The organism is Pedobacter aquatilis (assembly GCF_032678425.1).
GTDB classification, from domain to species: Bacteria; Bacteroidota; Bacteroidia; order Sphingobacteriales; family Sphingobacteriaceae; genus Pedobacter; species Pedobacter aquatilis_B.
The window spans coordinates 131,397-144,497 of the sequence record NZ_JAVTSG010000003.1; the positions used below are offsets into that span (position 1 = coordinate 131,397).

Below are 13,101 nucleotides of genomic sequence, written 5' to 3' on the forward strand. Positions count from 1 at the left end.
TCTTTCATGCGTTAATTTAAATCGTCCCGTTGATTTAGTAACAATACAAACCTCCTAAAATAGGAACGGTTAAACAATACTAAAATATTGGTATTTTTAAAATAAATTAAGTTGCTCGGGCTGGTGGAGCAGGGGATTAAAACTGTATTTTTCTTCACTGCAAAGCGCATTACTTGCGAAATAAACCTCACTTTCGTGATAACGTGAAGCAACCGCAACAAATGTTTTATCTGCAACGGCTTTAAAAAGTTGCTCTACTAATTCGGGACAATTATTATCTTTTGATAAATGGCTTAATAAAAGATGGCTCATGCCAGCCGATTTATATTTTGTAAATAGATTTAAAGCTTCTGCATTTGAAAGGTGACCTTTACCGCTGGTTATTCTTCGCTTTAAATGATATGGATAACTTCCATTCTGTAGCATTTGAGTATCGTAATTTGCTTCAAGAAATGCCGCGTGGCAACTTTTAAACTGCGTAATTAACCTGTCGCAAACACTACCAATATCTGTAAAAACGCCAACTCTGGTATTCTTATATTCTATGGTAAAACTAAAAGGATCGGCAGCATCATGATGTTTTGAAAAAGCCAGGATATTTAAGCTGCCAACTTTTATCGTTTGCTGGTGTACGAAAGAAAAAGTTCTATTTGTATCTAAAACCAACCTGCTGTTGATTAAAGTATTCGGCGTAATGTATACTGGTAAGCTATATTTTTTGGAAAATACTGCAAGCCCTTTAATATGGTCGCTATGTTCGTGAGAGATGAAAATTGCTTTAACTTTTCTAACATCCAGCCCCAACCTATACATTCTTTTTTCAAGTTCCTTACAAGAAATGCCAACATCGATTAATACGGCTTCCGTTTCGTTGCCGATGTAATAACAATTTCCATTGCTGCCAGAATTTATAGAAGAAAAGTATAATGCCATTTACCTTGCAAGGTAAGGCAATTTAAAATGTCTGGCAAAGAATTTTATCCACCGAAAATTTAACGGAGTTTAGTGCACCACTAATTTAGAAGCAACCATTATCTTTTGATAATTTTCAATATCGATTTCTTTGTTAATTAGCTTTAGAAGTAGCTTCATTGCATTTTCCCCTACAGATTCAGGATTTTCTTCAATAGAGGCAATAGGAGGTAAATCGAGGTAATTGATGAAAGAACTGTTCCCAAAACCAATACATTCAATTTCACTAACTTTTGGATGGTTAATGCTTCGGAGGTATTTAATTGCATCAAATAAAATCGGTTCCTTAAAAGCAACCAGCGCTGTTGGTGTGTTTTCGTTGTCTTTGAATAATTTTTGTATGGCGGAAATGGTATTTTCTTTATCGAAATCGGTATAAGCTACAAAATCTGCATTAAAAGGAACATTGTGGTCTTTTAATGCATTTATGTAACCATTAAATCGGTCATGCGTAAAATTATTCATTTTCGGGCCGCCCAGATAGGCTATTTTTTTATGGCCTCTTTCGATTAAAAATTTCGTTGCCTGGTAACAGCCTTGAAAGGTATCGCCTAAAACTTTATGACATTTTAAATTGAAACTTGGGTTGCGGGTATAATACACAACCGGCGTACCAATGCCTTCAAATTGGTCGAAATGCGAAAAGTCTTGTGTGTTTTTTGAAATGGCAACTATTAATCCATCAACTCTACTTTTTAAAAGCATGTTGGCCAGTTGAATTTCTTTTTCCAAATCATCCTGAGATTGCCCAATGATTACATTATAGCCATTCTCCATTGCAAATTGCTCAACACCATAAATGCTTCTGGTAAAAAAATGGTCGAGTAAGTTGGGTAAGATGATGCCAATAATTCTGGATTTACGCTCTTTAAGATTTATTGCAGATTTATTTGGGGTGAAATGAAGTTCTTTCGCCATTTCCTGAACACGCTTTTTGGTGTATTCATTTATCGTAGGATAATTATTTAATGCTTTTGATACCGTTGAAACTGACATTTTTAGCTTTTCAGCCAAAAATTTTAATGTAATAGGGCTATTGTTCATCTTCATTTCCTTCTGCTATGCATAGTTAAGAAAAAAAGTAAATTATTTCAAACGTTTGAAACACAATCACATCAAATTTTAATGTGTTTTTTTAGCGGGCATTGGGTTTTATATGACTTGGTTTTCTACATTCGCTTTCATTAAAATTTAGCTAACCAAAACCATTTGCTTTGACTGTAAATAGCCCCACAAATAATAAATCAATATATTTGAATAGTTTATCCGGATTACTATATCGGTAATAGGATGCACCGATTTTAACAGATTTGTTGTTTTATCCTTAGAATTATCATTGTTTGGAAAAGATAGTTCGTAAAATTTAAATTGATTATGCCAAATTTTAAAGTTAGAGTACTTTTAATCTGCTTTTCGCTTTTTTACATTGTTAGTTATGCCCAGCAAAACTCCATTCAAAACATTCAGGCCCGCAAAATTCAAAGCTTAAATGGTAAATGGGACTACATTATAGACCCATATGAAAATGGTTTTTACGATTATCGGCATCAACCATTCGACCAATCTAAAACAGCAACAGGTGGTTTCTTTGATGATAGGGAACAAAAAGATAAATCAGAATTAATTGAATATAATTTTGATGGTTCGCCGCAAATGAATGTTCCCGGCGATTGGAATTCTCAATCCGAAAAACTAGAACTTTATGAAGGAACCGTGTGGTTGCGTAAAAAATTCAATGCACAACCAGAGAAAAATAAGCGTTACTTAATTTATTTCGCTGCGGTAAATTACGAAGCCCATGTTTACCTAAACGGGAAAAAATTAGGCGTTCACAAAGGTGGTTTTACGCCTTTCCAGTTTGATGTGACCGGAAAGTTAAAAGCTGGAAATAATTCTTTGGTTGTGAAGGCAGATAATGTGCGTAAACAAGATGAAATCCCAACAGTAAATACCGATTGGTGGAATTACGGCGGCATTACCCGGGATGTTTACCTAGCCGAACTGCCCGAGCATTTTATTAGCGATTATAAGCTTCAGCTTGAAAAAGGGAGCAAAAATTTAATCAACTTCAATTTAAAACTTGCCGATTCATTTTCTGGACAAGATGTTTCGGTTTCAATTCCGGAACTCAACCTCGAAAAAAAATATAAAACCGATAATGAAGGTAAAATCACCGACCAGTTTGTTTGGAATAACCTAAATCTTTGGTCGCCTGAAAATCCAAAACTGTATTCAGTTAGCATAAAATCGGCAAACGAAACCATTGAAGATAAGATTGGTTTCAGAACGATAGAAGTTCTGGGTGATAGTATTATGCTTAATGGAAAATCTGTTTTTTTAAGAGGGATTTCCCTTCACGATGAAAACCCATTGCTTGCCGGAAGGTTAAGAAGTGAGGGCGATATGCGTATGATGTTGCAGTGGGCAAAAGATTTAAACTGTAATTACGTCCGCCTGGCGCATTATCCGCACAATGAAGAAATGCTTCGTTTGGCTGATGAAATGGGTTTGTTGGTTTGGGCAGAAGTTCCGGTTTATTGGACCATTAGTTGGGAAAACCCGGTTACTTATGCAAACGCCAAACAACAACTAACCGATTTAATTCTGCGTGATAAAAACAGAGCAAGTGTAATTGTATGGTCAATAGGAAATGAAACGCCTTTAAGTGATGCCCGTTTGAATTTTATGAGTAACCTTGCCGAAACCGCAAGAACATTGGACGATACCAGACTTATTGCTGCGGCTTTAGAAGTTCATAGAGAAGGAAATACCATGATTTTAAATGACCCTTTAGGCGAGAAAATTGATTTGGTAAGTTTTAATGAATACGCCGGTTGGTATTTTGGTGGTACACCTGGCGAAATCACGAAATATGATTTCAACATAAAATATAAAAAACCTGTGGTGGTAACCGAATTTGGTGGCGACGCTTTAGCAGGTTTTCACGCTGATGAAAATACCCGCTGGAGTGAGGAATATCAGGAAGCCTTGTATAAAAATCAAATTACAATGCTGAGCAAAATTGCCGCCCTCCGTGGAATGACGCCATGGATTTTAGCTGATTTCCGCTCGCCAAGAAGACAGCACCCGGTTTATCAAAACTTTTGGAATAGAAAGGGTTTAATTAGCGAAACCGGAAAGCGTAAGAAAGCTTTTTATGTTTTGAAAGGATTTTACGATCAAATGCAAGCAAAATATAAATAAAAAAAATTAAGCCAAATTGGTGGCGCCGTAATTCGGTCGTAACACCAGACCTTTTAAAACCAAATAATTAACAGCAATATAAAATGAAAAATAACCTAGGCTTAATTTTAATTTTGGCTACAGCATTTTCTGCTACAGCTCAAACTAAAAAAGCAACAAAACAAATTGCCAAAGCACCACAAACTTACAGTGCAGCAAATAAGAAAGTTTCCGTTTACGTTACAGCTCAAAATTCTGATTATCGAATCCGTAAAACGGAAACCTTAAGTTTTACTACGAATAAGCAACCCTTTGAAACAGAGCCTTGTATTTTTATAGACCCAACGCTAAAATTCCAAACATTGGTAGGTATTGGGGGTGCGTTAACAGACGCTTCAGCAGAAACGTTTGCAAAGCTTTCAAAGAAAAATCAAGAAGAGCTATTAGAAAAATATTACAACCCAACTAGCGGAATTGGCTATACCTTAGCACGCACAAATATTGCTAGCTGTGATTTTTCAAGCGGTAGTTATACCTATGTTCAGGATAATGATAAAGAACTAAAAACCTTCAGTGTAGCACATGATGAGCAATTTAAAATTCCTTTAATTAGAAAGGCAATTAATGCTGCAGGCGGGAAATTGCCGCTATATGTAAGTCCGTGGTCGCCACCAGCCTGGATGAAAGATAATAACAGCATGCTACAAGGTGGTCATTTGCTTCCGGCTTATCGCCAGAGTTGGGCAAATCACTATGTGAAATTTATTAAAACTTACGAATCAATTGGTATTCCAATTTGGGGCTTAAGTGTTCAAAACGAACCAATGGCCAAGCAAAAATGGGAATCTTGTGTATATACGGCAGAAGAAGAAAGAGATTTTATTAAAAATTTCTTAGGTCCAACTTTGCAAAAATCTGGTTTATCATCCAAAAAGTTAATTGCCTGGGATCATAACCGTGACCAAATATTTCAAAGAGCAACTACAATTTTAAATGATAAAGATGCCGCCAAATATGTTTGGGGCATTGGTTTTCATTGGTATGAAACCTGGACGGGTAGCGAAATGCAGTTTGGAAATGTAAAACAAACACACGAAGCTTTTCCTGATAAGGCATTAATTTTTACTGAAGGTTGTAAAGAGAAATATGATGTGAATAAATTAGACGACTGGACTTTAGGTGAAAGATACGGCTATTCGATGATTAATGATTTCAATAGCGGAACGGCTGCCTGGACAGATTGGAACATCCTTTTAGATGAAAATGGCGGTCCGAACCATGTTGGGAATTTCTGCTTCGCACCTGTGCATGCCGATACTAAATCCGACAAATTGATTTATACCAATGCTTTTTACTACATGGGACATTTTTCTAAATTCATCCGCCCGGGTGCAAAAAGAATTGGTTCAGCTTCTAGTCGCGACAAATTACAAACGACTGCCTTTATCAATACAGACGGTAAAATTGCTGTTGTTGTCATGAATCAGTCCGACGAAAAATTAAAATATAGTTTGTGGATTAAAGGTCAGGCAGCAACCACTACAAGTTTGCCTCGTTCCATCACTACATTAGTAATTGATTAATCAGCATCATGTCGGAAAAATTAAATTTATTTTCCCTTAAGGATAAAGTTGTCGTGGTAACCGGGGCAACGGGCGTTTTAGGTGAAGCATTCGTAAATGGACTTGCAGATGCCGGAGCAACAATCGTAGTAGTTGGCAGAAATGAAGAGGTTGCTCGCTTAAGAGTTGATGAGGTTACTAAAAACGGGGGCAAGGCCATTTACATCATCGCTGATGTTCTTAATGAAGAAGATTTGCGCAATGCCAATGCTAAAATTATTGCAGAATTCGGGAAAATAGATGCCTTGGTCAATGCTGCAGGTGGAAATGTAGCAGAGGCCGTTGTTCAACCTGGTAAAGATATTTTCGAATTGAATATTGATGCATTAAAGCAGGCTTTTGATTTGAACTTATTCGGCACAATTCTGCCCACTCAAATATTCGGCAAAGCACTTGCAAAACAGGGCGGCAGTATTGTAAATATTTCTTCTGTTTCAGCAGCTCAAGTCATTACAAGGGTTTTGGGCTATTCATTAGCAAAATCTGCTATCGAAAGTTACACAAAGTGGATGGCTGTAGAATTGGCCAATCGTTATGGCGAAAAATTACGCATGAATGCAATTGTGCCCGGCTTTTTTATAACCAACCAAAACCGCCAGCTTTTAACAAATGAGGATGGTAGTTTAACGGCCAGGGGTGAGGCTATTATCTATAAAACACCTTTTAAAAGATTCGGAAATCCTGATGAACTGATTGGCGCTTTGATTTACCTGCTTAGCGATGCATCAAAATTTGTTAATGGAGAAAGTTTAACGGTTGATGGTGGGTTTTGTGCTTATTCTGGAGTATAATTTATGGAAAAAAAATATAAAAAATTAGAGCAAACCTGGCGTTGGTATGGTCCAAACGACCCGGTTTCATTACAAGATGTTAAACAAGCCGGTGCAACTGGAATTGTTACAGCCTTGCATCATGTACCGCATGGCGAAATCTGGCCTGTAGAAGATATTCTGGAGCGCAAAGCCATTATTGAAAATGCAGGCTTGACCTGGTCGGTGGTCGAAAGTGTTCCGGTACATGAGGCCATTAAAACCCGCAGGGCAGATGCCGATAAATACATCGAAAATTATAAAACTTCATTAAAAAATCTGGCGCAATGTGGCATTAAAATTATATGCTACAACTTTATGCCTGTGTTGGATTGGACCAGGACGCAGTTGGATTTAGAAATGACCGATGGCTCTAAAGCTTTATATTTTAACTGGATTGATTTAGCTGTTTTCGATTTGTATATTTTGAAAAGGGCAGGCGCAGATGCGGATTATCCGAAATCAGTTTTAGAACGTGCCGAAGCAAAATTTAAAACTTTAAATGAGCAGCAGCTTGATGATTTGAGAATTAATGTTTTAATGGGCATTCCAAATGAAAAGGAAATCGAGTTGGAAACGCTTAGAAACAGCATCAGTGAATACAAAAAAATTGGTTTCAATGGCCTTAGAGAAAATTTAGTTTATTTTCTTTCCGCTATCGCTGATGTTTGCGAAAGCGAGGGGATTAGAATGACGATACATCCGGATGATCCGCCTTACCCGATTTTGGGTTTACCAAGAATTGCCAGTACCATCGATGATTTTAATTATATTCTTCAAAACGTAGATAAACCTTTTAATGGTGTATGTTTTTGTACCGGTTCTTTAGGCGCTGGTGTTGATAATAATGCTTTAGAAATCTTCGATGTGGTTAAGGAAAGGGTTTATTTTGCACATTTACGCAATGTAACTAAAGATGAAGATGGTAGTTTCTACGAGGCTGACCATTTGGGCGGCGATGTAAATATGTACGAAATTATGAAGGCCTTATCTGATGAAAACGCACTTCGTGATAAATCGATTCCCTTCCGCCCCGACCATGGTCACCAAATGTTAGATGATTTAGCTAAACAAACCAATCCAGGTTATTCTGCAATTGGGCGTTTGCGTGGTTTGGCTGAATTGCGTGGTCTCGAAGTCGGAGTTACCGGGAATTATTAAGTTTTTAAAACGACTGTTTTAAAATGAACGGTCGTCATGCTCAATTTAATTGGTAATCCTAAAGCGATTTGTAGATGCTTTAGAATTCCCGCCTTTGCGGGAATGACGAGAAAACTTAATGTTTGAAACACCTAAGCTTTAACTTTGTTAATATAAAGGATAAGGCAGATAATTTCAGTCTAACAAAATTTTGCTTGTTCAGTTAATTTAAATAATTATGAAAGCATATAACAATCCTACCAAGAAAATCTTAAAACCCTCGGTTATCCACGATGATTTACCGGAAGTAAAAAAGCCCGAGCATTTAAGAAAACATCCTACAGATAATGAGGATATGCTTCCTGAAAATCCGGAAAGAAATTACCATCATGAAGAAATTCATTCGCTAACTGGCAGCCATGATGAAATTAAGCATGCCGATGATGATGTTTGGAATGGTGAAGACGCTTAATTTGAAACGGTAAGGCTTTCCTCACCTAAATGATTGCTCAGATTATATTGTGAAAATTTATTTAGCGCTTCAATCTTATTTTGAACATGAAGGCGCTTATATATGTTCTTGCAATGGTTCTTTACCGTATTTTGGCTGATGTTTAATTTATCTGAAATTTCCTTATACAAAAGCCCCTCACTCAACAAAGATAATACTTCAAGCTCCCGTTGGCTTAAGCCGAACCTGTTTAGATCGGTTTTTTGATGCAGCATATTGATGACTTTTCTTGCAATGTATGGGCTCATAGGTGCGCCCCCATTATAAAGCTCAATAATTGCATCTTGAATTTCAGAGTGACTTGCACTTTTCACAATATATCCGGAAGCACCGGCCTTTAAGGCATTAAATACATGTTCATTGTTTTGATATCCTGTACACATCAAAAACTGTGTTGATGGTAAATGAGCCTTTGTCTGGGTTATAATATCTATTCCCGATAGCGATTTCAATTTAATATCCAGTATCACAATGTCTGGCGCATGCTTGCTTAAATTTGCGATTGCATCTTCCGCATTAGTATATACACTACAGATTTTAAATAACCTATTCTGGTTAATGGCAGAAACCAAAGCATCACGATATTTTTCGTGGTCTTCAACTATAGAAATAGATATCATAAGCTAAAATTTTGTAGAATAAATATATAAAATAATTAAACAAAACACTATAATTTTGCATTTTTAATACTACATTTATGGAAGAAATTTTTTAAGATATTTTGTAATGATTTTAGCAAATTGAAAGCCTCATCAATCATAGCGTTTACGCCTGTAACCTGGTGTGCATTAACGATATTAATTTGTTGTATTTTGTTAATAGAATATTACGTTTTCAATCAGATTTTCAATAAAAAGCAAATAAAACTGATAGATTCTATAAAGGAAGATTGCCTTTACGCAGAGCGAAAAAGGTTTAGTGTAGAGTTGCATGATGAAATCGGGCCTAATCTTTCCGCCTTAAAGTTATATTGTGAACTGGCCCTTAAAAAAGGAACAAATACAGAAGAGATTCATCAGATTTACAAAATGATGAACGAGCTTAATGAGAAAATTATTGAGGTTACCTGGAATTTAAATCTGGATGGAGATAAACTCGAAAGCTTAATAGATTTTATCTGTGAACAATCCAGAAAGCTATTGGCCCATTCAGGTATTTCTTTTAAAGTGAGTATTCCGAGGGTTATTCCTGTAATCGAAATCAGTAATTTTGTTAAAAGAAATGTTTACTTATTGATAAAGGAATTAATACACAATTCGTTGAAACACTCAAAAGCCAAGCAAATCTACCTCATCATTACCTTAGAAGCTGAATTTATCTGTTTTAAGATAAAAGATAACGGCATTGGCTTTACTTTGGATATAAACAAACCAAATGCAATGGGTTTAAATAACGTTAAAGAACGCATTGAGCGTTTGAGTGGCAGTATCAGTATAGAAAACAATAAAGAAACAAATGTGCTAATTAAAGTACCCCTGGCGAAGGTTATGGCTAATGTTAATTAGCAATTGACTTCAACTTGTATAGTGTACAAAGAATTATCAAATTTGGGTGTATAGTTAGCTTAAAACTAAATCAATAGCCTGTATAGCTATATAAGGAAAAGACATCCAAATCAATTTATTCCTGTTTTATTCTGCTTCGCTTCGACACTTCTTCGGGAGCTGTTCGGGAAACCGTTGGCTTGAAGCCGCACAAACCCCGGCGCTAAAGCGAATTTATTATCATTCTTTTATACTCGTGGTAGTACAGTTAGTCAAAGTGTAGTGAAAAGAAATGACTTATTTGAATAAATTGGTTTGAGCGAATTGGTCAATAAAGCCTAAAAAGAAAAAAGACTTAAGATAATGATAATGTAGAAAGCGAGTTAGGTCTGGAGATCTGTGTTTTCAAAAAGGTTTTATTGAACCGTTGGAACAATAAACCAGAGGGGACTTATTGTGATAGAATTATCAACTTATCAATAAAGATAATCTGTAGAAATTAAAAAAGGCTTCCAGTTTTCACTGAAAGCCTTTTTTTGTACCCCGGAAGGGATTCGAACCCCTGACCCACGGTTTAGAAAACCGTTGCTCTATCCAACTGAGCTACCGAGGCCCATTTTTTTTGTGTGTGCAAATATAGAAGTTCTTCCGAATAAGGAGAAATATATTTGAAGAAAATCTAATCAAAAATTTAACTCTTTAATAATTAGTCTATTAATTTTCAAATGGGCATGTGTTTTTTACTCAAATGCTACGATTATTAGCCTGAACCGCACTGAAGCAATTTATCAAGCATAGTTTATGCAGATAAAAAATAATAATTTGATTTATTTAAATTTAAATTTAGATTTGTCTAAAAATATATTTAGATAAATATTATGCCCATAAAGTCCCTAATCATTATAACATCAATTTCATTACTGTCATTCATCAGCTATGCTCAAAAAATAGATGGTTTGGTGCGTGGTAATGGCATCCCACTTGAAGGTATTACTGTTCAGTTACCAGCCTTAAAAAAAGTTATTAAAACAAATACACTTGGGCAATTTCAGTTAGATGAACTTAAGCCTGGTCATCATCAATTATTATTTTCTGCCGTTGGCTATCAATCACAACGAATTAAAATTGATTTGAAATCTGATACAACCATTTCAATTGAACTGCAGCAAAATACCTCAACACTTAACGATGTCGTGATAACTGGTGTTAATCGGGCTACTGAATTGCGTAAAAGCCCGGTACCAATTGCTGTGCTCAGTAAAAGCAATATGGACCAAAACGTAAATACCAACCTAATTGATGCCATTGTAAAAGGCATTCCCGGTGTTTCGGCTGTTACAACGGGTCCGAATGTTTCAAAGCCATTTATCAGGGGGCTTGGCTATAATCGGGTTTTAACTTTATATGATGGGTTAAGGCAGGAAGGTCAGCAATGGGGAGACGAGCACGGTATTGAAGTGGATGAATATGGCATTAGCAGGGCAGAAGTAGTGAAAGGTCCGGCAAGTTTAACTTATGGCTCTGATGCGCTTGCGGGTGTAATTAACATGATTCCAGGAAACATAGATATTCAGGAGGGCAAGCTCAAAGGAGATGTGACCACCAATTATCAAACCAACAACGGTATGATTGGCACATCATTAGGCTTAAACTATGCCAAAAATGATTGGAAATACAGTTTCAGAGCGACTGGTAAAGCTGCTCACAATTATTACAATAAAGTTGATGGTTATGTTTATGGTACCGCATTTCGAGAATTGAATCTATCGGCTTCAGCAAAGCTGGATAAAAAATGGGGCTTTTCTAAAACAGCAATAACCTACTATGATAATTTAATGGAAATTCCGGATGGTAGTCGTGATTCTTTGAGCAGGAAATTTACCCGGCAGATTCTAGACGATGGCGACGACATTAAAAACCGTCCGATTGTTGCTGAAAACCAGTTAACAAGTTATAATATAAATCCATTACATCAGCATATTCAACATTTCAGGTTTTACAATTCGAGCCAGGTAAAATTTGCAAACAGCGATTTGAACTTTCTGATTGGCGGGCAACAAAGTGTGCGGCGTGAATATAACCACCCAACTGTGCCGGGGCAGGCTGGTTTATATGTGGTTTTAAATACTTTAAATTATGATGTAAAGTACAATTTGCCAAATTTTGGAGCTATCGAGAGTACAATTGGCGTTAATGGGATGTTGCAAGGCAATAGGAGTAAGGATGCAACCGATTTCCCGATTCCTGATTACGATTTGTTCGATATTGGTGCTTTCTATTTCGCCAAAAAAAGTTTCGGTAAAGTCGATTTATCAGGAGGCATTAGATTGGATAGGCGAAACATCAGCTGGACTAATTTTTATGTGGGTACAAATCCGCAGACGGGTTTTGGAGAAAAGGTGGAAGGCAATACAACTGGTGCAGACCTTCAGTTTCCTTACTTTAAAAAAGACTATTATGGACTTTCGGGAAGTTTAGGCCTAACCTATAACATTAGCGAGCGATTTTTAATTAAAGCGAATATTGCCAGAGGTTATCGTGCCCCGAACATTACAGAAATTGGCTCGAACGGTTTAGACCCGGGCGCACATATCGTTTACCTTGGTAACCGTAATTTTAAGCCAGAATTTAACTTACAACAAGATTTAGGTTTCATTGCTTATTTGAAGGATGCTGATATAAGCATGGAAGTATTTAATAACGATATTCAGAATTACATCTATCAATCGAGGTTAACGGATGATAATGGAAATCCGGTTGTCGTGGTTCCGGGAAATTTAACTTATCAATATCAGCAATCAAAAGCCCGGCTTTATGGTGCTGAGTTCGCACTGAATATTCATCCTGCCAATTTAAAATGGCTAAGCTTTAATAACAGTATTGCCTATGTTGTTGGACTGAATAAAAATCAGGATTTATTAAATCAACACGGAGACGAAGCTAAATATTTGCCATTTATTCCACCATTGCAAATCCGATCTGAACTTAAATTAACCGCTACGAATGAACATGGAATTTTTAGTAAGCCGTATTTTAAGGTCGATGCAGCCATTGCTGCCAATCAAAATAAGTTTTATGCATTAGATGATACTGAAACTTTCACGGCGGCTTATACACTTATAAATGCAGGAATTGGAACTGGAATTAAATCGAAATCGAATAAAACACTTATGGATTTATTTATTCAATGCGATAATATTTTTAATGTGGCCTACCAAGCGCATTTAAATAGATTGAAGTATTTTGAATATTATACTAATTCGCCAAATGGCAGAAGCGGTATTTACAATATGGGCAGGAATTTTAGTTTTAAAGTAATAGTTCCGTTTTAAGGTAAACGCGAAGGTCATTTCAATCTAAAAGGCGCTACGCAACATACC

10 protein-coding genes and 1 tRNA gene are annotated in these 13,101 nt (G+C 36.4%); 7 read left to right on the plus strand and 4 right to left on the minus strand.

All coding sequences use genetic code 11. From position 1 onward, the window contains the following. Window positions 1-96 precede the first annotated feature (96 nt). Together R2Q16_RS10495 and R2Q16_RS10500 are read right to left on the minus strand one after the other, a co-directional pair. The gene (locus tag R2Q16_RS10495) at window positions 97-933 is read right to left on the minus strand and encodes an MBL fold metallo-hydrolase (RefSeq protein WP_316736911.1); all 837 of its coding nucleotides are present in this window, start codon (window positions 931-933) and stop codon (window positions 97-99) included. Between the two features lie 69 nt (window positions 934-1,002). Then, the gene (locus tag R2Q16_RS10500; RefSeq protein ID WP_316736912.1) at window positions 1,003-2,022 is read right to left on the minus strand and encodes a LacI family DNA-binding transcriptional regulator; all 1,020 of its coding nucleotides are present in this window, start codon (window positions 2,020-2,022) and stop codon (window positions 1,003-1,005) included. Window positions 2,023-2,346: 324 nt separating this feature from the next. On the opposite strand from R2Q16_RS10500, the gene R2Q16_RS10505 reads away from it, so the two are divergent. From R2Q16_RS10505 to R2Q16_RS10525, 5 genes are all read left to right on the plus strand, one after another. Continuing rightward, window positions 2,347-4,176, plus strand: a complete 1,830-nt coding sequence (locus tag R2Q16_RS10505; RefSeq protein WP_316736913.1) for a glycoside hydrolase family 2 protein — start codon at window positions 2,347-2,349, stop codon at window positions 4,174-4,176. 83 nt (window positions 4,177-4,259) lie between these two features. Continuing rightward, window positions 4,260-5,738, plus strand: coding sequence for a glycoside hydrolase family 30 protein (locus R2Q16_RS10510; RefSeq protein WP_316736915.1), 1,479 nt, complete (start codon window positions 4,260-4,262; stop codon window positions 5,736-5,738). A gap of 8 nt (window positions 5,739-5,746) precedes the next feature. Next, complete coding sequence (locus R2Q16_RS10515) at window positions 5,747-6,568, plus strand: SDR family oxidoreductase (RefSeq protein ID WP_316736916.1); 822 nt, start codon at window positions 5,747-5,749, stop codon at window positions 6,566-6,568. Between the two features lie 3 nt (window positions 6,569-6,571). Further along, window positions 6,572-7,747: a mannonate dehydratase gene (gene uxuA / locus R2Q16_RS10520; RefSeq protein ID WP_316736918.1), complete on the plus strand. Its 1,176-nt coding sequence runs from the start codon at window positions 6,572-6,574 to the stop codon at window positions 7,745-7,747. 217 nt (window positions 7,748-7,964) lie between these two features. Further along, complete coding sequence (locus tag R2Q16_RS10525) at window positions 7,965-8,198, plus strand: hypothetical protein (protein WP_316736919.1); 234 nt, start codon at window positions 7,965-7,967, stop codon at window positions 8,196-8,198. On the opposite strand, the gene R2Q16_RS10530 is transcribed toward R2Q16_RS10525, so the two are convergent. Next, on the minus strand, window positions 8,195-8,857 hold the full coding sequence (locus tag R2Q16_RS10530) for a response regulator transcription factor (RefSeq protein WP_316736920.1): 663 nt from the start codon (window positions 8,855-8,857) through the stop codon (window positions 8,195-8,197). The two genes, R2Q16_RS10525 and R2Q16_RS10530, sit on opposite strands and share 4 nt — an antisense overlap. A 120-nt stretch (window positions 8,858-8,977) precedes the next feature. Here R2Q16_RS10530 and R2Q16_RS10535 point away from each other — a divergent pair, with 120 nt between their 5' ends. Beyond that, entirely contained in the window at window positions 8,978-9,742 is a 765-nt protein-coding gene (locus R2Q16_RS10535) for a sensor histidine kinase (RefSeq protein ID WP_316736921.1), read from the plus strand. Between the two features lie 518 nt (window positions 9,743-10,260). On the opposite strand, the gene R2Q16_RS10540 is transcribed toward R2Q16_RS10535, so the two are convergent. After that, window positions 10,261-10,334: transfer RNA gene (locus R2Q16_RS10540), tRNA-Arg, on the minus strand. 265 nt (window positions 10,335-10,599) lie between these two features. On the opposite strand from R2Q16_RS10540, the gene R2Q16_RS10545 reads away from it, so the two are divergent. Then, window positions 10,600-13,053, plus strand: coding sequence for a TonB-dependent receptor (locus tag R2Q16_RS10545; RefSeq protein WP_316736922.1), 2,454 nt, complete (start codon window positions 10,600-10,602; stop codon window positions 13,051-13,053). The last annotated feature ends 48 nt before the right edge of the window (window positions 13,054-13,101 follow it).

Bases quoted from the DNA above. Each gene is read 5' to 3' on its own strand.
- R2Q16_RS10530 (WP_316736920.1), bottom strand. From the start codon at position 8,857: ATGATATCTATTTCTATAGTTGAAGACCACGAAAAATATCGTGATGCT.
- R2Q16_RS10500 (WP_316736912.1), bottom strand. From the start codon at position 2,022: ATGAAGATGAACAATAGCCCTATTACATTAAAATTTTTGGCTGAAAAG.
- R2Q16_RS10515 (WP_316736916.1), top strand. From the start codon at position 5,747: ATGTCGGAAAAATTAAATTTATTTTCCCTTAAGGATAAAGTTGTCGTG.
- R2Q16_RS10525 (WP_316736919.1), top strand. From the start codon at position 7,965: ATGAAAGCATATAACAATCCTACCAAGAAAATCTTAAAACCCTCGGTT.
- R2Q16_RS10545 (WP_316736922.1), top strand. From the start codon at position 10,600: ATGCCCATAAAGTCCCTAATCATTATAACATCAATTTCATTACTGTCA.
- R2Q16_RS10495 (WP_316736911.1), bottom strand. From the start codon at position 933: ATGGCATTATACTTTTCTTCTATAAATTCTGGCAGCAATGGAAATTGT.
- R2Q16_RS10510 (WP_316736915.1), top strand. From the start codon at position 4,260: ATGAAAAATAACCTAGGCTTAATTTTAATTTTGGCTACAGCATTTTCT.
- R2Q16_RS10505 (WP_316736913.1), top strand. From the start codon at position 2,347: ATGCCAAATTTTAAAGTTAGAGTACTTTTAATCTGCTTTTCGCTTTTT.
- uxuA (WP_316736918.1), top strand. From the start codon at position 6,572: ATGGAAAAAAAATATAAAAAATTAGAGCAAACCTGGCGTTGGTATGGT.